Source organism: Microbacterium sp. DT81.1 (assembly GCF_049844955.1).
GTDB lineage: Bacteria > Actinomycetota > Actinomycetes > Actinomycetales > Microbacteriaceae > Microbacterium.
Window position 1 is genome coordinate 1 of sequence record NZ_JBNCMA010000001.1, and the last position, 21,592, is coordinate 21,592.

A 21,592-nucleotide genomic window follows, 5' to 3' on the forward strand; every position below is an offset into this window, starting at 1 on the left:
CAATCACCACAGACCCCACACCGGCATCGGCGGCCAAGCCCCCTCAACCCGCGTTCACAACCTCACGGGGAACTACAGCTAGCCGCGCGACGCGAGAAGGGCAGGCCGCGAGGCGACCTGCCCTCTGCCTGCGCGGCTACTCGTAGCGCAGCGACTCCACCGGATCGGCACGAGCCGCGCGGAGGGCGGGGAGCGTTCCGGCGAGGAACGCGATGACCATGATCACCACGATGACGCCGACGATCGACAGCGGGTCGAACGCGATCAGGTTGAGGCCCGGAAGGTCCGAGAGCAGGGTGTCGGAGAGCGAGGCGCTGATCGCCGTGCCCGCGGCGATCGCGACGACGGCGCCGATGGCGCTGCCGAGGAAGCCGATGAACGCCGCCTCGAGGCTGAAGAGGCTGAACACCCGTCCGCTGCCCATGCCCATGGCCTTCATCAGCCCGATCTCGCGGGTGCGCTCCTGCACCGACATCAGCAGGGTGTTGACGATGCCGAAGCTCGCCGCCAGCAGGGCGATGACCGCAAAAGCGTTGAGCACGAGCACGATGCCGTCGATCACTGTCTTGAACGCGCCGAGCTGGTCGGCGACAGTGCTCCCCGTATAGCCGGCATCCGCCAGTCGGTCCTTCAGCGCCGCGATCTCCGCGTCGGTGGCCTGGGGGTCGAAGAAGACGCTCGCCTGGGCGTAGCGCTGCACCTCATCGGCGGGCACGCCGGTGTTCTGCAGCGTGAAGAGCTCATCGGTCAGCGCGTCGTTCGGCACGATGCTGGCGCCGGTCGGAGATGCGAGCCCCTCCTCGGCCACCCCGACGATGGTCCCCTCGACGGTGTGCTGCGTGCGCGTCGCGTCGGTGAGCACGATCGACAGCGTCTGGCCGACCGCCGCGACGCTCTCGTCGAACCCCAGGGGTTCGACGTACGACACCGGCACGACGACCTCGAAGCCGTCGGCGTCGTCGTCGGGGGTCGCGCCGGCTTCGAGCTGGATGGTCTGCCCGGCCACGAGAGCGCCGACGTTCGTGACGTACTTCGTGCCGTCGCCGACCTGGATGTAGTCGGTCGAGATCGACTTGGACGCCTGCACGTCGAGCACGCCGTCGATCGCGGCAAGGGTGTCGAGGTCGGCCGGTGTGAGGGCCACGACCGTCGATCCAGGGGGGCCGGCCTGGGCGCTGGCCACGGCATCCGGGTTGTATTCGACAGGACCGTCGGCGGCCACTCCCGTCGCGAACTCAGCGGTCTTCGTGACCGTCAGGACGTCGGATGCCCCGACCGAGGTCACGGTGTCGTCGATGTAGGCGTTGATGCCCGTGCCGAGACCGTTGGTGAGGGTCAGGGTGAATGCGCCGACCAAGATCGCGAGGATCGTCAGGATCGTTCGCGTCTTGGATCGGAAGGTGTTCGAGATCGCGGACGCGATGAGATCGAGCGTTTTCATGCTGCCACCGCCGAGTCCTCGACGAGCACGCCGTCGCGGATCACGAGGCGCCGATCGCACCGGGCGGCGAGGTCCTCGTCGTGCGTGACGACGATGAGCGTGATGCCGTTCTCGCGGTTGAGGCCGAACAGGATGTCCTCGACGACGCCGCCGGTGGCCGAGTCGAGGTTGCCCGTCGGCTCGTCGGCGAAGATGATGCGCGGGTTGTTCACGAGGGCCCGGGCGATGACCGTCCGCTGCTTCTGGCCACCCGAGAGGTTGACGGCCTTGCTCTTGCCCTTGTCGCTCATCTCGAGCTGTTCGAGGGCGGCGACACCCCGGCGCTTGCGCTCGCCGCGGCCGATGCCGGCGATCTTCAGCGGCAGGATGACGTTCTCGAGCACCGACGAGTTGGCGGTCAGGAAGAACTGCTGGAAAACGAAGCCGAAGGTCTTGTTGCGGGTGCGGTTGAGGCGACGACCGCGCAGCTCACGCGTGTCGACGCCCTCGAGCGCGACGGTGCCGGAGGTCGGCGCGTCCAGCAGCGCGAGCACGTGCATGAGCGTGGACTTGCCGGATCCGCTCTTGCCGATGATGGCGATGCTCTCGCCTTCGTGGATGTCGAAGCTCACCCCCTTGAGGGCGTCGAAGCGGTTCTGGCCCCGGCCGTAGGACTTGTGCACGTCCTTGACCGAGATGAGAGGGGGGTTCATGGATGCTCCTGGTTCATGGTCGACTGTTCCTCCAGCCTCGCGTTCCGAGCCTCGGCGCGCGTCAGCCCGCGGCAGACACCTCGCGTACTGCGCATGCGGTACGGCGCATGCCGCGTGGGGTGGATGCCGCGTCGGGCCCGCACCGTCACACTGGGTGGATGACGACCGCCGAGGACCGGGTGCGCAATCCCGCGCCGCCTCGACCGTGGTTCCCGGGGTGGGTCGGCGACGTCATCGCCGGGCTCTTCATCGTCGCCGCCGCCTTCGTGCCCTACACCGGCGAGGAGTTCCGCCCCGCCAGCCCCCTGACCCTTGCCATCGCGCTGGCCCCGGTGCTCGTGATTCCGGTGCGCCGCCGGCTGCCGATCCCGGCCCTGGCCGCCTGTGTGCTGCTGTACGGCATCGCCGCGTTCACAGGCACGCTCGCACCCGGCATCGTTCTCGCGACCGCCATCACGATGTTCGGTGTCGCCAACCGGACGAACCGGCGGACGACCATCCTCGTGGCGGTGGTCGCCATCGTGGTGATCCTGCCGCTCAGCCGATTGGCGACCATCAGCGACGTGCTCGACCCGCGAGCCTTCCAGTTCGCCGTCACCGTGGCCTTCGCCGCCGCGGCGGGCGACGCGACCCGTTCGCGACGGGAGTACGTGCGGGCCGTGACCGAGCGGGCCGAGCGGGCCGAGCAGACCCGCGATTCGGAGGCCCGGCGTCGCGTCACCGAGGAGCGCCTGCGCATTGCGCGCGACCTGCACGACGCCGTGGCCCATCAGATCTCGGTGATCAGCCTCAACGCGGGGGTCGCGTCATTCGCGCTCGAATCCCGGCCTGAGAAGGCCCGCGAGGCGCTGAGCACGATCCGCGTCGCGTCGCGCGCGGTGCTGGCCGAGATCGGCGATCTGCTCGCGATGCTGCGCGCGGAGGACGACGGGTCCAGTGGAATCGGAGCGGCGCCCCAGCCGGGGCTCGCCCGGCTGGACGAGCTGGTCGGCCGGTTCGGCGAGAGCGGTATGCGCGTCACCGTGCGGGTCGATGGTGACATCTCGCGGCTTCCCGGAGCTGTCGATCTGGTGGCGTACCGGGTCATCCAGGAGGGCCTGACCAACGCGCACAAGCACGGAGCCGAGCATCGCGCGCACGTGCTCGTCGCGGTCGGCGACCGGCAGGTGGACGTCGCGGTGAGCAACCCCGTTCCGTCGGCGGCAGCCCACCCGGTCGACCTCGACGCCGGCACCGGCGGCCGGGGACTGCTCGGCCTTCGGGAGCGCGTGGCGTCGGTGCGCGGATCGGTCGAGACCGGTCCGACGCCCGGCGGTTACCGCATCGCGGCGACGCTGCCTCTTCCCGAGGAGAGCTCGACGTGATCACCGTGCTCGTCGTGGACGACCAGGCTCTGATCCGGCAGGCGGTCGCCGACATCCTCGGCGGCGAGCCGGGGATCGCCGTCGTGGGGCAGGCCGTCAACGGCCGGGAGGCCGTGGCCGCGGCATCCGCTCTTCTTCCCGACATCGTTCTGATGGACATCCGGATGCCGGAGCTCGACGGCATCGCGGCGACGGCCGCGATCTGCGCTGATCCGGCGCTGGCATCGAGCCGCGTGCTCATCCTGACGACGTTCGAGGAGGACGAGTACCTCGTCGACGCGCTGCGCGCCGGTGCGAGCGGCTTCATCGGCAAGGGCTCCGAGCCTGACGAGATCGTACGGGCCGTTCGGGCCGTGCATGCCGGCGACGCGCTTCTCTCGCCTACCGCGACGAGGGGCCTCATCACCCGGTATGTGCTGCCGCGGGCACCGGCGCCCGCCGCCGTGCCTGTGGAGCTCGAGCAGCTCACCGAGCGCGAGCGGGAAGTGCTGCTGCTCGTGGCCCGTGGACGCTCGAACCAGGAGATCGCGGACGAGCTGTTCATCTCGCCCCACACCGCGAAGACGCACGTCAATCGCATCATGACGAAGGTGTACGCCCACGATCGTGCGCAGCTCGTGATCCTCGCGTACGAGAGCGGTCTGCTCGCGCCGGGAATGGGCTGAGCCCCTTGAGCTAGGCCGGTTTCGCCGCGACGCGGGCGGAGCGCGGCGGGCTCGCCCTCAGGTGGCGCGCGACGAGGTCGAGCAGCCGGGTGAGGTGGTCCCGGTCGGCGGCGCCCAGCGCATCCACGAAGACCTGCTGAACCATCGCCACATGCCCGGGGAGCACGCGGGCGAGAAGGGCGGCGCCGTCGGCCGTGAGGGTGGCGTTCACGCCGCGGTCATCATCGGGGGAAGGGGTGCGGCTCACGAGTCCCGTCTGCTCGAGCCGGCCCACCTGGTAGGTCAGGCCGCTCTTGCTGTGGACGAGCCGGTCGGCGAGGTAGGTCATGCTGCGGGGCGTCGTGGGGTCCTCGCCCAGCGTGGCGAGGATCTGGAACTGCACGAAGCTCAGCCCGCCCTCTTCTCGGAGCTGTCGTTCGCTCCCCTGCCGGAGGAGCCCGCTCACTTCGAGGAGCGCGAAGTACACCCCGAACTCCGGGGGAAGGGTCGGCGGAATCACGCGACGGGGCATGTCGAAATCCTACGGCGAACTTTTGGTGCGAATTGGAAATACATCACCCGAGGTCGGCGTTCTCACTCACCAAGGTGGTTCGAATTCGAAGGAATGCCACCGGCGATCCGCGACTCGCGGCCCGAACCCAGACGAAAGGAATCACGATCATGCGCGCCATCCAGTTCACCCAGTACGGCGAACCCTCCGTCCTCGAGGCGGTGGAGCTTCCCCTCCCCGCACCCGGGCCCGGCGAGGTCCTCGTCCGTGTCGCCGGCACCACGTTCAACCAGGTCGACGCCACGATCCGCGCCGGTTACCTGGCGAGCGTCTTCCCCATGGAGCTTCCTCACATCCCGGGCATCGACGTCAGCGGCACCGTGGTCGCCGTCGGCGAGGGGGTGGCGCCCGACCTCGTCGGCGGGAATGTCGTCGCCTTCCTCCCTCCGACCTCATCCGGGGCATCCGCGGAGTATGCGATCGTGAGCGCCGAACTGCTCGCGGCGGCTCCGGCATCCATCCCCCTCGCCGACGCGGCGACGCTGGCATCGAGCGGCCTCACCGCCTGGCAGGCGGTCATCGAGCACGCGGACGTCCGCGCCGGTCAGCGCGTGCTCGTCAACGGCGCCGGTGGCGGCGTCGGCGGATTCGCCGTGCAGCTCGCCGCCCGCGCCGGCGCGACGGTGATCGCCACGGCGAGCCCCCGCAGCCGCGACGCGGTCGTCTCCGACGGCGCCTCGCAGGTCATCGACTACACGTCCACGCCGGTGGTCGAGGCCCTGACGGAACCGGTCGATGCGGTGCTCAACCTCGTGCGCACGACGCCCTCCGAGACGGCGGCCCTCGTCGCGCTCGTCGCACCAGGGGGTGTCTTCGTCTCCACCACCACACCGGGCGAGTCCGCCGGGGGAGTGCGCACCGTGGCGGTGTTCGCGCGCAGCGACGCGGCTCAGTTGACTCGACTGGCGGAGCTGGTGGACGCGGGGGAGCTGCGAGTCGATGTCAGTGAGCGCCACTCTCTCGACGACCTCGCCGCGGTGCACACCATGGCCGAGGCGGGGAAGCTCCGCGGCAAGGTGGTGCTCACGCCGACGTCGCGGTCGTAGACCGCGCGAGCAGTGTCGTTCGCCCACGGGAGCCGCGTGAGCTATCGGTGGCCTCTCGCGTCGCAGGGCCTAACCCTCGCCCGGGGCGAACTCGCTCACGATGAACCGAGCGCCCTGGGGGTCCACGACGACCGCGTCCTTCGACCACTCCGTGTCGGCCTGGGACTCGATCGTCGCTCCCTGCTCCTTGGCGACGGCGACGCTTGCGTCGCGGTCTGCGACGGCGAACCGGATCTGCCATGACGCTTTCGGAGCACCCGGGGTGAGGCCGGCGATCACGTCGGCGAAGCCCTCGGGCAGGGACTCCTGGCGTGTGTGGATGTCCGGGTCGCTCGTCGCGGCCAGGTGGTTCCCGTATCCGGGGAGGCGGATCATGCCGGCTCCGAGACGGAGGTCCACCGTCCAGCCGAACAACTCGCCGTAGAAGGCGAGCGCGGCCTGGGGATCGGGAGTGTGCAGGTCGCTGAAGTTCCATGCACCGGGAGTGTTCACGATCTGCGACCCGTGGTGCGTGCCGGGCTGCCACAGGCGGAAGAGCGCCGCCTGTGGGTCCCGGCAGGTCGCGCTGCGTCCGTACTCGCCGCCTTCCGACGGCGGGACGAGGACCTCGCCGCCCTGTCTTTCGACACGGGCGCAGGTCTTCTCCACGTCGTCGCAGGAGATGTAGCTCACCCACCCGGCGTCCGAGTCGCCCGCCTGGATGGCGCCGGCATCGCGTCCGTCGAGCCGGGCGAACAGGTACGGGTCGCCGGCGCCGGGCTCGCCGGCCTCGGCGTAGCTCCAGCCGAACAGTGCGGCATAGAAGTCGGCGGCCGCCTGCACATCCCGTGCCTCGACGTCGACCCAGCACGGCACGCCCGCCGGGTAGGTGCGCGGTGGATGCGGTGTGTGGTCCATGAGTGCTCCTTCACCGGTTTCCCGATCACCGTACTCGGCCCCGCCGACACGTCGCCGTGCCGAGGTTCAGCCGGGGACCACCGCGTCGCCGACGGCGATGACCGCGGGCGTCGGCGACGCCGTCAGCTGGGGGACGAGCCACACGCCGAACCAGGTCTTCCCGTCCCAGCTGCGGTGCTTCGCGAGCGTGCGGATGGGCTCCTTGCCGCGTGCCAGCGACCCGGGATCGATCGTCGTCATCACGCACCGGTCGCACACGCCGCTCACCCGGAAGCGCACGTCGCCGAGCTGCACGAACGGCCACGCATCCTCGGCGAAAGGCTCATCCGGGTCGCCATCGACGACCACGTTGGGGCGGAAGCGGAGCATGTCCATCGGCGGTGTGCCCTCGTCGGTCCACCGGTCGAGCTGCGCCAGCGAGGATTCGCTGGCCAGCAGCAAGGGGGCCACGTCGGCGAGAGACACTCGATCACCCGGATGCCCGCCGAGGGACGGATTCACCGGTCGAACCAGCGGATCGGGCTGCCAGACCAGTCGCACCGGGCGCCCGAGCCGGGCACTCAGCCAGGCGGCGGAGCCCGAATCGGCCGGCAGGGCCGAGCCCTGTCGAGAATGCCCGACCGCGACCGGCGCCGCGCCCCGTGGTGCGGGAACGCGCAACGACTCCGCGTCTCGGTCGCTCAGCAGCAGGGCGCCGTCATCGAGCACCACGGCACCGAGCGAGAGAAGCGCGTTCGCCTCTCGCGCGGTGACGGGTTCGCCGTGCGGATCGACCACCGCCCAACGGCGGTCGTCCGAGAGCCCCCACGGCAGGACCCTTGCCGACCCGACCTCCAGACCCGCCAACGACTTGACGGGGTAGACGCGGAGCCTGGTCACCTGCACGCTCAAACGCTACCGCGAAGGCGTCCGGGGAGCGGCCCCGGTCGCCCCCGGTCGGCCGACTTGGTGCGGGCACTTCCGTGGGCACCTGTGCCCCGTGAATGGCGCTGGTAGCGTGAGCTGGCGGCATCATGACTGACGACAAGAGCCTGGGACTCACCCTCAGCGGCGGCGGGGCGTACGGCGCCGCGCACGTGGGAGTGCTCCAGGAGCTCCGCGACCGCGGCATCCATCCCGGCATCGTGGCGGGCACGAGTTCCGGAGCGCTGGTGGCGGCCGCTTATGCGGCCGGGGTCCCCCAGGAGGCGATCGAACGAGCGGCATCGGCCTTCCGCTGGAGTTCGATCGCCCGCATGTCGCTCACCCCACGACTCGGCTTGCTCGACTCCGGCGCGTTGACGGACGCCATCCATCGCACTTTCGGCGATGATCCGCTCATCGAGGAGCTGCCACGACGCTTCGCGGCCGTGGCGACGGATCTTCGAACCCGTCAGGCGGTCGTTCTGGACAGGGGCCCGCTGAACGTCGCGCTGCGGGCCACGATCGCCGTTCCCGGCCTTCTGCCGCCTGTTCGCCGCGGCCGTCAGGTGCTCATGGACGGAGGAATGGTCGACAACGTGCCCGTCGCCGCGACACGGGGCTTGGGCGCGACGACCGTCATCGTGGTGCGCCTGCACGCGAAGTGGGAGAACGTGAGGATGATGCGCGTCGCCTCCACCGCCGCAGAGCTCCAGGAAGACCCATCGGTCATCCTCATCCAACCCGAGATGGAAGGGCTGGCGCAGTGGTCGATGGGCGACGTGCCGCACCTCATCGAGGAAGGACGGCGCGCGGCGCGCCGCGCCCTGGACGCGGTGCACCCGATCCCGTGCAGCTGACGCAGCCGTGCGCCGCCCCGCTGGTCAGGACTGGATCGCCTCGATGATCTTCTCGTCGCCCTCGTTGACGGCTTTCGCGACGGCGTCGTAGTCGCCCTTGTCGATCGCCTTGTCGACCTTCTTGGTGGCGCGCTCGATCGCTGCGTCGACGCGGTCCAGGTAGAGATCATCCACCAGTGCGACGATCGCGGAAGAGCCGGCGGGCAGCCACTCCTCAGCATCCACCCCGATCTTCTTCTCTTCGTGATGCCGTGCGATCGCTGCGACGCCGGCGCCGATGCCCGCCCCGACGAGTCCGGAAAGCAGCAGAGGCGGCGCGAACAGACCCACCACGAGCCCGCCGACGGCCCCGATGCCTGTCCCGTTGCGGATGAGTCCGCCGCCGTGCTCTTTCACCTCCACCTTCCCCTCGGAGTCGCGCGAGAGGACGACGGCGGCGGTGACGGCGGTGTCCTCCAGCGCGTTGATCCTCGTGAAGTCCTCCCGCGCGGAGGCGTCGTCGTCATAGGCGGCGACGAGCAGGATGTAGTTACGGTCGGCCATGAGAATTCCTTTCACTCACGGCCATCCTGGCGGTCGCGTCCTCGGAGAGGAAGGGCGGTCTCAGATGACGGGCAGCGGAACGCCGGAGCCCCACGCGATGATGACCGCCGCAACCAGCCATCCGGTCCACGCCAGCAGGATGTCGAACATCCGGTTGCCGTTGATCTCCTCATCGCCGAAACCAGGAACGCTCGTCTCCACGACCTCCCAGAGGACGGTCAGGATGGCGACGACGAGGAACGGGATGAGCCAGAGCCCGAGCACGACTCCGGTCGAGGTGTGGATGGTCGACCACCACGGATCCATCAGTTTCCGGTCCCCGGCGGGAACCTCCCCGGGCCGGGGTTTCGACACCGTCGCCTCCATCAGCAGGCGCACGGCGACCATGAGTACGAGCACCCCGCCGCCGATGAGGCGCACCGTGTGAACCCACGACGGCAGCTCGTTTGCCGGGGGCGCGAGCAGATAGCACGTGAAGACGGCCGCCGCGATGAAGATCCCGGCCAGTGTCCAGCTGAGCCAGGTGCGGGTCGGCCACTCCCGCCATCGAAGCTTCGTGACCCCGCGGAGCCCGCTCCCGACCTGTAGTTCCACAAAAGGCTGCATCGTCGCCCCGATCGTCAGCGGCGCCTGGTTGGCGCGTGTGAACAGAAGAGCGCGGCATCCGACGCTCTGATACAGCCGCGGTCGCTATCGGGTGCGCCCGATCACGGCCTCGGGGCTGAGATCGAGTCGGCGCAGGAGCTGCGCGTTGAGCGCGACCACGATGGTGGACAGTGACATCAGGATCGCGCCGACGGACATCGGCATCACGAAGCCGATCGGGGCGAGGATGCCGGCAGCGAGGGGGACCGAGATCAGGTTGTAGCCGGCGGCCCACCACAGGTTCTGCTTCATCTTTCGGTAGCTTGCCCGCGAGAGTTCGATCACCGACAGCACCGAGCGGGGGTCATCGCTGGCGAGGATGACGCCCGCCGAGGCGATGGCCACGTCGGTGCCGGCGCCGATCGCGATGCCGACGTCGGCCTGTGCGAGCGCGGGGGCGTCGTTGACGCCGTCGCCGACCATCGCGACCTTGCGACCCTCGGCCTGCAGTCCCTTCATGGTGGCTGCCTTGTCTTCTGGGCGGACGCCGGCGAAGAACCGGTGGATGCCGAGCTCGGCCGCCACCGCGCCCGCCACAGCCTCCGCGTCACCGGTGATCATCACGACCTCCACGCCTCGCTCGTGCAGAGCGGCGACGGCTTCCCGCGACTCGGTGCGGATCTCGTCCGCAAGGCGCAGCGCGCCGGCAACCTTTCCGTCGACGAGAACGTGCAGGATGATCGCGCCCTCGTTCTGCCATTCGCTCGTGATGGGCAGTTCGGCCGCGTTCGCCTGCCGCAGCATGTACGGACCGCCGACCTGGACCGTTCGCCGGCCGACGCGGGCGCGCACCCCCACAGCGGGCGAGGACTCGAAGTCGATGGAGCCGGGAATGGTGAGGCCCTTGTGCCGCGCCGCGTTCACGATCGCCCGCGCCAGGGGGTGCTCGGAATCCGCCTCGGCGGCGGCGGCAAGCGCGAGCAGGTCATCCGCGGAGGTCGAAGGCTCGCCCGTCTCGATGCCCGTCACCGCGGGGGTTCCCTTGGTCAGCGTGCCGGTCTTGTCGAAGAGCACCGTGTCGACCGTGCGCATGCTCTCCAGCGCCAGCCGATCCTTCACCAGCACTCCTGCGCGGGCGGCCCGCTCGGTGGCGATGGACACGACCAGCGGGATCGCCAGTCCGAGCGCGTGCGGGCAGGCGATGACGAGGACGGTGATCGTGCGGATCACCGCGTCATCCGGCTGACCGAGGGCGGTCCACACCAGGGCGGTGACCGCCGCTGCGACGAGTGCGAACCAGAACAGCCACCCCGCCGCGCGGTCGGCGAGCCGCTGCGCGCGAGACGAGGAGTTCTGCGCCTCTGCCACGAGTCGCCGGATGCCGGCGAGGGCGGTGTCCTCGCCGACCGCCGTGATCCGGATGCGCACGCCCGAGTCGGTGGCGACGGTGCCGGCGACGACCGCGTCGCCGTCGGCGCGGCGCACGGCCCGGGATTCGCCGGTGATCATCGACTCGTCCATCGACGCCGACCCCTGCACGATCCGTCCGTCCGCGGGCACGCGGCCGCCTGGACGGACCACCACGATGTCGCCGACCACGAGTGCCGATGGGGCCACCGAAAGGATGGCGTCGCCCTGCACCTTCTCCGCCTCATCCGGCAGGAGCGCGGCGAGCGAGTCCAGCGCGGAAGTGGTCTGCGCCAGGGAGCGCATCTCTATCCAGTGACCGAGGAGCATGATCACGATCAGCAGCGCGAGCTCCCACCAGAAGTCCAGCTGGTGGGAGAGGACTCCGAGGCTCGCGCCCCAGGAGGCGAGGAACGCGACGGTGATCGCGAGCCCGATCAGCAGCATCATCCCCGGTTTGCGCGCGCGCAGCTCCCCGACCGCCCCGGTGAGGAACGGTGCGCCGCCCCACACGTACATGACGGTGCCCACGACCGGTGAGACCCAGCCCACCCATCCCGCATCGGGAAGCGAGTAGCCGATGATCATCGCGAACATCGACGAGAAGGCGATCACCGGCACGGCGAGCACGAGCATGATCCAGAACAGCCGGCGGAACCGGCCGACATGGCCACCGTGCCCGGCGTGGCCACCGTGACGCCCGTGGCCGCCGTGACCGGCGACACCGTGCGCAGAGGGCGCCGGGGTGCCGTGCTCGTGCTGCTCGTGCTGCTCGTGCTGCTCGTGCTGCTCGTGCTGCTCGAGCATCTCGCGGTCGGTGATCGTCGTGTGCTGATGATTGTGCTGGCTCATGACGGGGTCCTTCACTGTCACGCCCGCGGGGCGCGGGTGCGCTTCTCAGACGGGCTCGGGGACCCGTTCGTCAGTGGGGAGGGCGGGGACCGCGACCCGGTTGAAGGTGCGCAGCCGCAGGCTGTTGGTCACGACGAAGACGGATGAGAACGCCATCGCGGCGGCGGCGACCAGGGGGTTGAGCAGGCCCAGCATGGCGATCGGAATGGCGGCGACGTTGTACGCGAACGCCCAGAACAGGTTGCCCTTGATCGTGCCGAGGGTTCTGCGAGCCAGGCGGATCGCGTCCGCGACGACGAGGAGATCGCCGGAGACGATGGTGATGTCGCTGGCCGCGATCGCCGCGTCGGTGCCGCCGCCCATCGCCAGACCGAGATCCGCAGCGGCCAGTGCGGCGCCGTCGTTCACGCCGTCCCCGACCATGGCGACCACGCGTCCCTGCGCCTGCAGACGGCGGATCACATCGAGCTTGCCCGCAGGGCTCATGCCGGCGTGCACCTCGTCGATTCCCACGAGCGACGCGACCTGCAAGGCCGCACCCTCGTTGTCGCCGGTGAGCAGGATCGGTCGGAGGCCCAGCGCGCGGAAGCGCCTGATCGCCTCGACGCTGGTCGGCTTGACGGTGTCTGCGACGGCGATCGCACCGAGGTACTCGCCGTCGCGGGCGACCATCACGACCGTTGCGCCTCCTGCCGCCAGCGCGTTGGTCTCCCGCTGTGCGCGGGCAGACGGGCGGATGGTCCACTGCTCCCGCACCCACGACGGGCGGCCGGCGATCACCAGCGACCTGTCCACCATGCCCTGGACACCCAGCCCGGCGTGCGAGGCGAAGGTCTCGGCGTGCGGCACGGTCGGCGCCGCCGTCACAATGGCGCGCGCCACCGGATGCTCGGAGCCGGACTCCACGGCGGCGGCGATGCGCAGCAGCTCGTCCCTCCGAACGCCGGATGCGGGAAGGATCTCTGTGGCGGTCATCCGGCCGGTGGTGACGGTGCCGGTCTTGTCCAGCACGATCGTGTCCACCTTGCGGGTCTGCTCCAGCACCTGGGGTCCACTGATGAGGATTCCGAGCTGCGAGCCGCGTCCGGTGCCGACCAGCAGGGCGGTGGGGGTCGCCAGCCCGAGAGCGCATGGGCACGCGATGATCAGCGTCGCCACCGCGGCGGTGAAAGCCAGTTCGAGGGAGCCTCCGACTAGAAGCCACCCTCCGAACGCCGCGACCGCGAGCAGGATCACGACGGGAACGAACACGGCGGAGACCCGGTCGGCGAGACGCTGCACGGAGGCCTTCCCGGCCTGCGCCTGCTCCACGAGCCGACCCATCCGCGCGAGCTCGGTGTCGGCGCCGACGCGGGTCACTTCGACGGTCAGCCGGCCGCCGACGTTGACCGTCGCGCCGACCACTCGGGATCCCGGGGTGACCTCGACGGGGATGGACTCGCCGGTGAGCATGCCGGCGTCTATGGCCGAGGATCCATCGGTCACGAGCCCGTCCGACGGGATCTTCTCGCCCGGGCGCACCAGAACGATGTCGCCGACGGCGAGCTGGGTGACCGGCACCTTCTGCTCGACGCCGTTCATCAGCCGGGTGGCATCTTTCGCCCCCAGTTCCAGGAGCGCGCGCAGCGCCTCGAACGAGGACTTCTTGGCGCGTGCTTCTGCATACCGGCCGGCGAGGATGAAGACCGTCACCAGGGCGGCGACCTCGAGGTAGATCTCGTGGCCGCCGGCCTGCGGCGCCCCGATCAGCGTGAAGGTCATCGTCATGCCCGGCATCCCGGCTCCACCGAAGAACAGTGCGTACAGCGACCATCCGAAGGCGGCGATCACCCCGAGGCTGATGAGCGTGTCCATCGTGGCGGCACCGTGGCGGGCGTTGATCGCGGCGGCTCGGTGGAACGGCCACGCACCCCAGACGGCGACCGGGGCGGTGAGCGTGAGGGCCAGCCACTGCCAGTAGGTGAACTGCAGCGCCGGGATCATCGACAGCACCGCCACCGGGAGCGCGAGCGCGGTGCTGATCAGCAGCCGGCGGCGCAGGGAGCCGACCTCTTCGTCGGCCGGAGAGCGGGTCCCGGAAACGTCGGTGCGGTCGACCGGCGGTGCCGGGAGTGCGGCCCGGTAGCCGGCGGATTCCACCGCGGCGATGAGGTCGGCGGGGTCGACGTCGTGCCCTCGAACGCTTGCCTTCTCGGTGGCGTAGTTCACCGTGGCCTCCACTCCGGGAAGCTTGTTCAGCTTGCGTTCGATCCGGGTGGCGCACGATGCGCACGTCATCCCGGTGATCTCGAGCTCGACGTCGACGGTGCTCATGCGGGTGCGCCTGCGAGGGTGTAACCGGCCTCCTCGACGGCGGCCTGGACGGTCGCGGCGTCGAGCGGTGCGACGCTCTCGATCGTGACGCGGGACGCGCCACCGGCGTTCAGGTCGACGGATACGCTCTCCACGCCCTCCAGGGCGGTGAGTTCTTCCTTGACGCTCATGGCGCAGTGCGCGCACGTCATTCCGGCGACCAGGATCTCGGTGCGGTCGTTTATGGTCATGGGTGTCTCCTTCGAGTGGGGGTTGGTGTGCTCAGGAGCGGACGAGGCGCGCGATGGCTTCATTCGCCTCGCGGATCTTCTCCGCGGCGACGGGTCCGCCTTCGGCACTGGCTTCGGCTACGCAGTGAGTGAGGTGGTCGGCGAGGAGCGAGAGGGCGACCGTCTCGAGCGCCTTCGTCGCCGCGGACACCTGGGTGAGGATGTCGATGCAGTACTTCTCTTCATCGACCATCCGCGCGATGCCGCGCACCTGGCCCTCGGCGCGACCGAGCCGCTTCAGCAGGTCTTCCTTGTTGGCCACGTAACCGTTCATGCGAATACCATACCCCCCTACGGTATAGAAACGGCGAATCGGAGGGAAAATTTCCGCCGACCCTCATGCCAGGCTGCGCCCTGGATCCGAGGGATGCTCAGCTGCGCCGACGGGCATGCGGGAACTATCGGCTGCCCACCTCGTGGAGCGGCGGCCGGCGTATCCTGGGCCGATGGTGGTCGGTCGCGGAACGTTCGGTCCTGTGCGACTCGCCTGGATGGATGCCGCGGCATCCGCACCGCTGGCGGCGGATGTGCTCGCGCGCTTCGGAGATCAGCAGCGCCGAAGGTTCGCCGCCCTCGAGGAGCCCGCGGCGCGCAGATTCCTCGCTGGTCGACGCCTCTTGGCGGCCCTGATCGACGAAGCCCACGAAGGCGCGGACCTCACCATGGGATCGACGTGCGAGCGATGTGGCGCAGAGCACGGGCGCCCGCGCTTCGCGCGCGTCCCGGTAGAGGTCAGCGTGAGCTATGCGGGAGACATCGTGGCCGTGGCGGCCGTCGCATGTGCCCACGCGTCCGGCGTGGGCATTGACATCGAGCGGCGTCCGAGCGACGGCGCGGACTCTCCGCTCGGCGGGCTGGCCCCGCTCTTCGCGCCCGGGCGACCGCCGAGCACGTCGGAGTGGACGCTCCTCGAGGCCGCGCTCAAGGCCGACGGTCGTGGAGTCACAGCAGACCTGTCGACCGTGCGGATCGGCGACCATGCGAGCGGGTCGTTGCCGGGTTCGCGTGCCGTTCTGATGCCGTGGCGATCCGACAGCGTGGATGCCGCGGTGATCCCGGGCCCGGAGGGCCACGTGATCAGCGCGGCGGTCGCTCGTCCGGCCGCGGCGTCGCGAGCCGCCTGATCGATCGTTCGCCGCCGGCGCTCGGAAGGTCGGGGAGTCGCGGTCGTTCGAGCCACGCGTTCAGGAGTCCTGCCGCCGACTTCCCGAAGGCATCGACGGCGAGGGTCACGAAGTCCGCGGTCGTCGCCGTCGACGAGCCGTACGTTTTGATCCACGTGCGCAGCAGAGCGAAGAACGGCTGGTCTCCCACGGCGAGGCGGAGGGCGTGCAGGGTCAGCGCTCCCCGCTTGTACACCCGGTCGTCGAACATCAGGTCGGGGCCCGGGTCGCTCAGGACGAGGTCCTGCGGAAGCGCGGCGAGACGCGCGTTGTGCGCGAGGGCGTTCTCGTGAGCCGTGAGCCCGCCCGCGTACTCCGACCACAGCCACTCCGCGTAGCACGCGAAGCCCTCGTTGAGCCAGATGTCCTTCCACCTGGCGACGCCGACGCAGTTGCCGAACCACTGGTGTGCGAGCTCGTGTGCGACCAGCCGCTCGTACGTTCCCGCACCGGCCACGTGGTTAGCGCCGAACACGGCGATTCCCTGTGCCTCGAGCGGGATCTCCAGCTCGTCATCCGTGACGACCACGGCGTACTCGGGAAGCGGGTACGGGCCGAAGAGCTCTTCGAAGCACGAGAACATCCGTGGCAGGTCTGCGAAGTCGGCGTGCACCCGGTCCGCGAGGCGGGCGGGGTAGTACAGCCGTCCGACCGCTGCCCCGAGTGCCAAGGCCTCCTCCACGTAGTGACCGATGTGCACCGTCATCAGGTACGTGGGTGTGGGGGAGGCCTGGTCGAAGACCCACGTCGACTTTCCGCCGCGCGTCGTGAACTCGCTGCGAACCCCGCTCGCGACGACCGTGTACGCGCGGTCGGTGGTCACGGAGACGTGGTACGTCGCCTTGTCGGACGGGATGTCGTTGCAGGGGAACCAGGTGGGGGCTCCGGTCGGCTGGGCGGCGACGAGCGCACCGTCGTCGAGCTCCTCCCAGCCGATCGTGCCCCAGCGGGAACGGCGCGGTCGCGGCGCGCCGGCGTAGGCGACCGTGATCTCGAATCCGCCGCCCGGTGCGAGCGGTGCGGGAAGCGTGATGCGCAGCTTGCGGTCGCTCTGGTGGAAGCCGGGCACGCGCACCCCCGCCGTCGTGACCTTCGTCGCCCGGAGCCCGAACAGGTCGAACGCCAGCACCTTCGTGGCTGCGACCACCCGTCCGCGGATGGTCGCGGTTCCGCTGAGCCGATTGGTGCTCACCTTGTAGTCGAGCGTCAGGGCGTAGTGGTCGACCTCGATGCGCGGGTCACCGCTCTGCGGCGTGTAGGAATCGGCCCTCATGCGTCCACTGACTGGTACACCCGCACCGTCACGGCACGCCACGGCCCGATGGGGTTGCCGCTCCACCTGCTGCCGATCGGGACGGACTCCCCTCGCATCACGAGAGAGGCGGGGCCGACGGTCGCGTTCGCGCCGATGTTCGCGGCGGGCAGGATCACGCTGTGCGGCCCGAGCGTCGCGCCCGCTCCGAGTGTGACCGTGTCGATGCTCATCACCCGATCATGGAACAGATGCGTCTGCACCACACATCCGCGATTGACCGTCGCCCCGTCTCCGAGGGTGACCAGGTCGGGCTCGGGCAGCCAGTAGCTGTCGGTCCAGACGCCCCGGCCGACCTTCGCGCCGAGCGAGCGCAGCCACATCGCGAGTGCGGGAGTTCCGGCAGCCGCGTTCGCGAACCATGGCGCCGCGACCATCTCGGTGAACGTGTCCGCGACCTCCGTCCGCCAGACGAAGCTCGACCAGAGCGGGTGCTCGCCCGCGCGGATCGGACCGACGAAGAGCCACTTCGCGATCGTCGTGATCACGGCGGCGGCCGCACCGGCGAGCAGCAGCACGACACCCGAGCCGAGGATCGCCCAGGCGAGCCCCCACGTGTCGATGAGCCAGGCCAGCGTGAACAGCACGGCGAGAGCGATCGCGCACGTGACGAGAACCGGGATGAGGCGGCACAGTTCCCAGAGCGCGCGCGCGACGCGCAGAGAGCGACGGGGCCGGTAGGTGCGCTCGAGGTCGCCGTCGTTCACCACGCGCCGGAGGCGCACCGCGGGCGAGCCGAGCCATGACGATCCGGGCTTGGACTTCTCCGGCGCCACGGAGAGCACCGCGACGAGACCGTCACGGGGAACGCGGTGGCCGGCGCCCGCCATGCCGGAGTTGCCCAGGAACGCGCGCTTCCCGATGCGCGCACCCTCCAGCCGCATCCAGCCGCCCTTCAACTCGTACGTGGCGACCATGGTGTCATCGGCGAGGAATGCCCCGTCGTCGATCGTCGTGAGCGACGGGATGAGAAGCACGGTGGATGCCTCGACGTCTTTTCCCACGTCGGCACCGAGCATCCGCAGCCACAGGGGGGTGAACAGGCTCGAGTAGAGCGGGAACAGCAGCGTGCGCGCGGAATCCAGGAGCCGTTCGATGGTCCACGCCTGCCATGCCACCCGGCTGCGCACCGGATGCACACCTTCGGTGAGTCGGATCGACAGCAGCCGGACGAGCAGGCACACGGAGAGGGCGAACGTGGTGCCCACGACCAGCGTCGCCGGCAGAAGCCAGGCGATCGCGCCGGGTATCGCCTCAGCCATCGAGGACGCTCCCGCGATCCCCTGCGCCAGCACGATCCCGCCGACGGCGATCGCGACGAAGGGCAGCAGCCCGAGCACGGCAGAGGAGACGCCGTAGGCCCACAGCCAGCGCCGTGGCGCGGGCGGGCGCTCAGGCGCGAGCGCGTTGGATGTGCCTCCGACCCGCACCGCAGGGGAGCCTGCCCAGCGCTGGCCGGCTCTGACGCGACCGAAGACCGCGGAACCCGGTGCGATCTCCGCATGGCGGCCGATCCTCGTCCCGGGGGCCAGTGTGCTGCGGGTGCCGATCGTCGCGCCCGCTCCGATCCGGATGCCGCCGATCCGCACCGTGTCGCCGTCGATCCAGTAACCGGAGAGGTCGACCTCCGGCTCGATCGCCGCGCCATCGGCGATCTCGAGCATGCCGGTCACCGGCGGAAGGGAGTGCAGGTCGACGTCCGCGCCGAGCTTCGCGCCGAGCGCGCGGGCGTAGTAGCTGACCCACGGCGCCCCCGCCATGCCCACGGGATCCACCTGGTGGGCGACCTGCTCGGCGAGCCAGAGCCGGAGGTGCACTCCTCCGCCACGGGGGTAGTCGCCCGGCCGCACTCCGCCGAGCAGGAGACGGGCGACCGCTGCGGATGTCGCCATCCTTCCGAGCGGTGTCACGAAGAGAACGAGTCCGATGACAACGAGCCACAGCGGCGCCGCGGGCAGGAAGTCGAAGCCGGGGAAGAGGCGCAGGATCCAGCTCGCCGCCAGCAGCCAGAACGTCCACCTCAGGCCGGCGAAGATGAAGAGCGGCACCCCCGCAGCGGTCTGCACCCACTGCATGATCCGGGGGGTCGGCCGCGGGACGCTGAACGTGTTCGGCAGGCCCCCGAGTTCGGCTGCCTCCGCCTCGACCGCATCGGCCATCTGACGCAGGCGGGGGAGGTCGTACACGTCCGACATCGTGAACTCCGGCGCGCGACTCCGGATGCGGGAGACGAGCTGGGCGGCGGCGAGCGAGCCGCCGCCGAGTTGGAAGAAGTCCGCATCCTCGTCGGACGGTCCGATGCCGAGCACCGCTGCCCACTGCTCCGCGAGCCAGGCCGCGGTTCCCGTCAGCGAGGAGTGTGCGTCATCCGTGTCGGTCAGCGGCCATGGCAGGGCCGCCTTGTCGACCTTGCCCGACGTGCGCACAGGCAGGTCGTCGACCACGGCGAGGAGCGGGATCAGCGGCGCCGGCAGCAGGTGCGCGAGTTCGGCGCGGGCCGTTCGGCGATCGAACCCTTCGGCAGGTACGACATAGCCGACCAGGAGCGATACCCCGCCCTCGGAGCGCTGCACGACCACGGTTGCCGCCGTGACGGCGTTCAGCGATTGGAGAGCGGACTCGACCTCGCCGAGCTCGATGCGCCGACCGCCGATCTTGACCTGGTCGTCCGCGCGACCCTGGAAGACGAGGCCGGCGGGGTCCATGCGGACGAGGTCCCCGGAGCGGTAGGCGCGTTCCCACCCGAGGGTCGGCATCCCGGCGTACTTCTCCGCATCCTTCGCACCATCCAGGTAGCGCGCGAGGCCGACGCCGCCGATGATCAGCTCACCGATCTCGCCGTCGCCGACCGGTACGCCGGTCGGGTCCACGACGGCGAGCGCCCACCCGTCGAGGGGCCGTCCGATCCGCACCGGCCCCTGCCCGTCGAGCGGAGCCGCACACGCGACGACGGTCGCCTCGGTGGGTCCGTACGTGTTCCACAGCTCCCTCCCCTCCGCGACGAGTCGTGTGACGAGGTCGGGCGGGCATGCCTCACCGCCGAAGATCAGGAGCCGCACGTTCTCGATCGCGTCCTGCGGCCACAGGGCGGCGAGCGTCGGCACCGTGGAGACCACCGTGATCCCGTGGCCGACGAGCCACGGTCCGAGATCTTCCCCCGATCGAACCAGGGCGCGGGGCGCCGGAACGAGGCACGCGCCGTGACGCCAGGCGAGCCACATCTCCTCGCACGACGCGTCGAACGCGACGGACAAACCGGCCAGCACCCGGTCACCCGGTGCGAGCGGTGCCGACTGCAGGAAGAGGCGCGCCTCGGCATCGACGAAGGCTGCGGCCGATCGATGGGTGACCGCGACCCCCTTCGGCACTCCCGTCGAGCCCGAGGTGAAGATGATCCATGCGTCATCGTCGAGGGTGGGCGCGGGAACGGACGGTCGGTCACGCGAGCTGGGGTGCGGGATGTCGGCGAAGAGGTTCCCGGCCGCGGCATCCGTCGCTGTGGATGCCGACGGCTCGAACACTCCCTTCCCGGTGATCACCCCCTTCACGCCGGCTTCACTGAACACCAGGTCGGCGCGCTCCTGTGGGTCGTCTGCGTCCACGGGCACGTACGCCGCTCCCGCCGCCATGATCCCGATGATCGCTGCATACAGCTGGCGGCCGCCCGACTGCATGCGAACCCCGACCCGGTCGCCGCGACACACGCCCTGCGCGTGCAGGCGCACGGCGATGCGGCCCACGAGCGCGAGCAGTTCGGCATAGCTCAGCGCGCCGTCCGCGTCCTCCATCGCCGAGGCTTCCGGGAATCGCTCCGCCGTCTCGCGCAGGATGTCGATCAGCGTCCGCGGGGACGGCGCCGCGGCCCTCCGATCGAGCTGCTCCTGCATCGGTGCTGTCAGGAGGACAGCAGCGCGACCAACTGCGCCTTGTTCGAGCGGGAGAACCCGGTGTGTCCGGCGGCACGAGCGCGCTCACGCAGCTGAACGATGGTGAACGAGGCCAGGTTCTGGGCGGGCGGCTCGTTCTTCGCCCCGGGGGACGATGCCGCGACGGCGACCGGGGTCGGCTTGAGGACCGTTTCCACGACATCCGCGGCCGCCACAGCCGGATCGTCTCCGGCGATCTTCGCGGTGCGCGGCCGCCTCACGACAGGCTTCTTCGCCGTGGTCGTCTTGGCCGTGGTCTTCTGGGCGACGGGCTTCTGGGCGACAGGCTTCGGGGCTGAAGGCTTCTGGGCGACAGGCTTCTGGGCTGAAGGCTTCTGGGCTGCCGGCTTCGGCGTCACGGGCGTCTGCTCCGCGGCCTTCTGGACCACCGGAGTCAGGGTCACAGGCTTCTGAGCCAGAGCCTTCTTCGCCGCAGCCTTCTGCTTCTTCGCAGCGGCGGCCTTGGCGTCGGCCAGCTTGCCCTCGGCCTTGTCGGCCGCCTTCTCGACCCGGGCGATGGCGGCCACCGCCTTCTTCTCGACCTTCCGGGGATGGCGCGCGACCTTCTTCTTCGACGCCTGCGACGCATCCTTGGCGTCGTCGGCCAGCGATCGGAGCTTCTTCGCGTCCTTCTTCGGCAGCGTCCTGCTCAGCCTCTTCGCATCTCTTGCGGCTGCGGCGGCTGCATCCAGAGCGGCACCGGCCGCCCTCTCCGCCTTGGTGGTCTTCGCCATCGTGACACCTTCTCCTTCGTCGGAAGCCCGCGGAATCGGCGCCTCCTAGAGGGGATACAGGCTACAGGGGCAA

Annotated in this window: 19 protein-coding genes; 5 read left to right on the plus strand and 14 right to left on the minus strand. The window is 70.1% G+C overall.

Translation table 11 applies throughout. The features are described 5' to 3' along the window. Positions 1-136 precede the first annotated feature (136 nt). A complete protein-coding gene (locus ACLQ2Q_RS00005; RefSeq protein ID WP_425816659.1) occupies positions 137-1,441 on the minus strand; it encodes an ABC transporter permease in 1,305 nt (434 codons plus the stop codon). Beyond that, a complete protein-coding gene (locus ACLQ2Q_RS00010; protein ID WP_425816661.1) occupies positions 1,438-2,133 on the minus strand; it encodes an ABC transporter ATP-binding protein in 696 nt (231 codons plus the stop codon). Before ACLQ2Q_RS00010 ends, ACLQ2Q_RS00005 begins: the two co-directional genes overlap by 4 nt. A 158-nt stretch (positions 2,134-2,291) precedes the next feature. On the opposite strand from ACLQ2Q_RS00010, the gene ACLQ2Q_RS00015 reads away from it, so the two are divergent. Together ACLQ2Q_RS00015 and ACLQ2Q_RS00020 are read left to right on the plus strand one after the other, a co-directional pair. After that, the gene (locus tag ACLQ2Q_RS00015; protein ID WP_425816663.1) at positions 2,292-3,497 is read left to right on the plus strand and encodes a sensor histidine kinase; all 1,206 of its coding nucleotides are present in this window, start codon (positions 2,292-2,294) and stop codon (positions 3,495-3,497) included. Next, positions 3,494-4,162 carry a response regulator transcription factor gene (locus ACLQ2Q_RS00020; RefSeq protein WP_425816665.1) on the plus strand — a complete coding sequence of 223 codons (669 nt, stop codon included), beginning with the start codon at positions 3,494-3,496 and terminating at the stop codon, positions 4,160-4,162. The genes ACLQ2Q_RS00015 and ACLQ2Q_RS00020 overlap by 4 nt, the downstream gene beginning before the upstream one ends. Positions 4,163-4,172: 10 nt before the next feature. Here ACLQ2Q_RS00020 and ACLQ2Q_RS00025 read toward each other — a convergent pair whose 3' ends face one another. Next, entirely contained in the window at positions 4,173-4,673 is a 501-nt protein-coding gene (locus ACLQ2Q_RS00025; protein ID WP_425816667.1) for a MarR family winged helix-turn-helix transcriptional regulator, read from the minus strand. 149 nt (positions 4,674-4,822) lie between these two features. Between ACLQ2Q_RS00025 and ACLQ2Q_RS00030 the strand changes: the two genes are divergently transcribed. Next, complete coding sequence (locus ACLQ2Q_RS00030; RefSeq protein ID WP_425816669.1) at positions 4,823-5,758, plus strand: NADP-dependent oxidoreductase; 936 nt, start codon at positions 4,823-4,825, stop codon at positions 5,756-5,758. Between the two features lie 69 nt (positions 5,759-5,827). Here ACLQ2Q_RS00030 and ACLQ2Q_RS00035 read toward each other — a convergent pair whose 3' ends face one another. Both ACLQ2Q_RS00035 and ACLQ2Q_RS00040 read right to left on the minus strand, forming a co-directional pair. Beyond that, the gene (locus tag ACLQ2Q_RS00035; RefSeq protein ID WP_425816671.1) at positions 5,828-6,655 is read right to left on the minus strand and encodes a VOC family protein; all 828 of its coding nucleotides are present in this window, start codon (positions 6,653-6,655) and stop codon (positions 5,828-5,830) included. Between the two features lie 66 nt (positions 6,656-6,721). Then, a complete protein-coding gene (locus ACLQ2Q_RS00040) occupies positions 6,722-7,540 on the minus strand; it encodes an MOSC domain-containing protein (protein ID WP_425816673.1) in 819 nt (272 codons plus the stop codon). Positions 7,541-7,668: 128 nt separating this feature from the next. Between ACLQ2Q_RS00040 and ACLQ2Q_RS00045 the strand changes: the two genes are divergently transcribed. Continuing rightward, positions 7,669-8,415, plus strand: a complete 747-nt coding sequence (locus ACLQ2Q_RS00045; RefSeq protein ID WP_425816675.1) for a patatin-like phospholipase family protein — start codon at positions 7,669-7,671, stop codon at positions 8,413-8,415. Between the two features lie 24 nt (positions 8,416-8,439). Here the strand turns inward: ACLQ2Q_RS00045 and ACLQ2Q_RS00050 are convergent, their stop codons facing one another. From ACLQ2Q_RS00050 to ACLQ2Q_RS00075, 6 genes are all read right to left on the minus strand, one after another. Next, positions 8,440-8,958, minus strand: a complete 519-nt coding sequence (locus ACLQ2Q_RS00050; protein WP_425816677.1) for a DUF1269 domain-containing protein — start codon at positions 8,956-8,958, stop codon at positions 8,440-8,442. A 60-nt stretch (positions 8,959-9,018) separates the two neighbouring features. Further along, on the minus strand, positions 9,019-9,564 hold the full coding sequence (locus ACLQ2Q_RS00055) for a hypothetical protein (protein WP_425816679.1): 546 nt from the start codon (positions 9,562-9,564) through the stop codon (positions 9,019-9,021). Positions 9,565-9,648: 84 nt separating this feature from the next. Beyond that, complete coding sequence (locus ACLQ2Q_RS00060) at positions 9,649-11,802, minus strand: heavy metal translocating P-type ATPase (RefSeq protein ID WP_425816681.1); 2,154 nt, start codon at positions 11,800-11,802, stop codon at positions 9,649-9,651. Positions 11,803-11,847: 45 nt separating this feature from the next. After that, positions 11,848-14,115, minus strand: coding sequence for a heavy metal translocating P-type ATPase (locus ACLQ2Q_RS00065; RefSeq protein WP_425816683.1), 2,268 nt, complete (start codon positions 14,113-14,115; stop codon positions 11,848-11,850). Further along, positions 14,112-14,345, minus strand: coding sequence for a heavy-metal-associated domain-containing protein (locus tag ACLQ2Q_RS00070; RefSeq protein WP_425816685.1), 234 nt, complete (start codon positions 14,343-14,345; stop codon positions 14,112-14,114). Before ACLQ2Q_RS00070 ends, ACLQ2Q_RS00065 begins: the two co-directional genes overlap by 4 nt. 31 nt (positions 14,346-14,376) lie before the next feature. After that, positions 14,377-14,658, minus strand: a complete 282-nt coding sequence (locus ACLQ2Q_RS00075; protein WP_425816687.1) for a metal-sensitive transcriptional regulator — start codon at positions 14,656-14,658, stop codon at positions 14,377-14,379. Positions 14,659-14,830: 172 nt separating this feature from the next. On the opposite strand from ACLQ2Q_RS00075, the gene ACLQ2Q_RS00080 reads away from it, so the two are divergent. Further along, positions 14,831-15,508: a 4'-phosphopantetheinyl transferase family protein gene (locus ACLQ2Q_RS00080; protein WP_425816688.1), complete on the plus strand. Its 678-nt coding sequence runs from the start codon at positions 14,831-14,833 to the stop codon at positions 15,506-15,508. On the opposite strand, the gene ACLQ2Q_RS00085 is transcribed toward ACLQ2Q_RS00080, so the two are convergent. The 3 genes from ACLQ2Q_RS00085 to ACLQ2Q_RS00095 are packed head-to-tail and all read right to left on the minus strand — an operon-like array spanning position 15,462 to position 21,519. Beyond that, a complete protein-coding gene (locus ACLQ2Q_RS00085; RefSeq protein ID WP_425816690.1) occupies positions 15,462-16,820 on the minus strand; it encodes a M1 family metallopeptidase in 1,359 nt (452 codons plus the stop codon). The genes ACLQ2Q_RS00080 and ACLQ2Q_RS00085 overlap by 47 nt on opposite strands. Beyond that, a complete protein-coding gene (locus ACLQ2Q_RS00090; RefSeq protein ID WP_425816692.1) occupies positions 16,817-20,746 on the minus strand; it encodes a Pls/PosA family non-ribosomal peptide synthetase in 3,930 nt (1,309 codons plus the stop codon). Before ACLQ2Q_RS00090 ends, ACLQ2Q_RS00085 begins: the two co-directional genes overlap by 4 nt. An 8-nt stretch (positions 20,747-20,754) precedes the next feature. Next, complete coding sequence (locus ACLQ2Q_RS00095; RefSeq protein WP_425816694.1) at positions 20,755-21,519, minus strand: hypothetical protein; 765 nt, start codon at positions 21,517-21,519, stop codon at positions 20,755-20,757. Positions 21,520-21,592: the final 73 nt, after the last annotated feature.

Excerpts from the sequence above, each read along its gene's own strand:
- ACLQ2Q_RS00005 (WP_425816659.1), bottom strand. The coding sequence starts at position 1,441 with ATGAAAACGCTCGATCTCATCGCGTCCGCGATCTCGAACACCTTCCGA.
- ACLQ2Q_RS00010 (WP_425816661.1), bottom strand. The coding sequence starts at position 2,133 with ATGAACCCCCCTCTCATCTCGGTCAAGGACGTGCACAAGTCCTACGGC.
- ACLQ2Q_RS00015 (WP_425816663.1), top strand. The coding sequence starts at position 2,292 with ATGACGACCGCCGAGGACCGGGTGCGCAATCCCGCGCCGCCTCGACCG.
- ACLQ2Q_RS00025 (WP_425816667.1), bottom strand. The coding sequence starts at position 4,673 with ATGCCCCGTCGCGTGATTCCGCCGACCCTTCCCCCGGAGTTCGGGGTG.
- ACLQ2Q_RS00030 (WP_425816669.1), top strand. The coding sequence starts at position 4,823 with ATGCGCGCCATCCAGTTCACCCAGTACGGCGAACCCTCCGTCCTCGAG.
- ACLQ2Q_RS00035 (WP_425816671.1), bottom strand. The coding sequence starts at position 6,655 with ATGGACCACACACCGCATCCACCGCGCACCTACCCGGCGGGCGTGCCG.
- ACLQ2Q_RS00045 (WP_425816675.1), top strand. The coding sequence starts at position 7,669 with ATGACTGACGACAAGAGCCTGGGACTCACCCTCAGCGGCGGCGGGGCG.
- ACLQ2Q_RS00050 (WP_425816677.1), bottom strand. The coding sequence starts at position 8,958 with ATGGCCGACCGTAACTACATCCTGCTCGTCGCCGCCTATGACGACGAC.
- ACLQ2Q_RS00055 (WP_425816679.1), bottom strand. The coding sequence starts at position 9,564 with ATGCAGCCTTTTGTGGAACTACAGGTCGGGAGCGGGCTCCGCGGGGTC.
- ACLQ2Q_RS00060 (WP_425816681.1), bottom strand. The coding sequence starts at position 11,802 with ATGAGCCAGCACAATCATCAGCACACGACGATCACCGACCGCGAGATG.
- ACLQ2Q_RS00065 (WP_425816683.1), bottom strand. The coding sequence starts at position 14,115 with ATGAGCACCGTCGACGTCGAGCTCGAGATCACCGGGATGACGTGCGCA.
- ACLQ2Q_RS00070 (WP_425816685.1), bottom strand. The coding sequence starts at position 14,345 with ATGACCATAAACGACCGCACCGAGATCCTGGTCGCCGGAATGACGTGC.
- ACLQ2Q_RS00075 (WP_425816687.1), bottom strand. The coding sequence starts at position 14,658 with ATGAACGGTTACGTGGCCAACAAGGAAGACCTGCTGAAGCGGCTCGGT.
- ACLQ2Q_RS00080 (WP_425816688.1), top strand. The coding sequence starts at position 14,831 with ATGGTGGTCGGTCGCGGAACGTTCGGTCCTGTGCGACTCGCCTGGATG.
- ACLQ2Q_RS00085 (WP_425816690.1), bottom strand. The coding sequence starts at position 16,820 with ATGAGGGCCGATTCCTACACGCCGCAGAGCGGTGACCCGCGCATCGAG.
- ACLQ2Q_RS00090 (WP_425816692.1), bottom strand. The coding sequence starts at position 20,746 with ATGCAGGAGCAGCTCGATCGGAGGGCCGCGGCGCCGTCCCCGCGGACG.
- ACLQ2Q_RS00095 (WP_425816694.1), bottom strand. The coding sequence starts at position 21,519 with ATGGCGAAGACCACCAAGGCGGAGAGGGCGGCCGGTGCCGCTCTGGAT.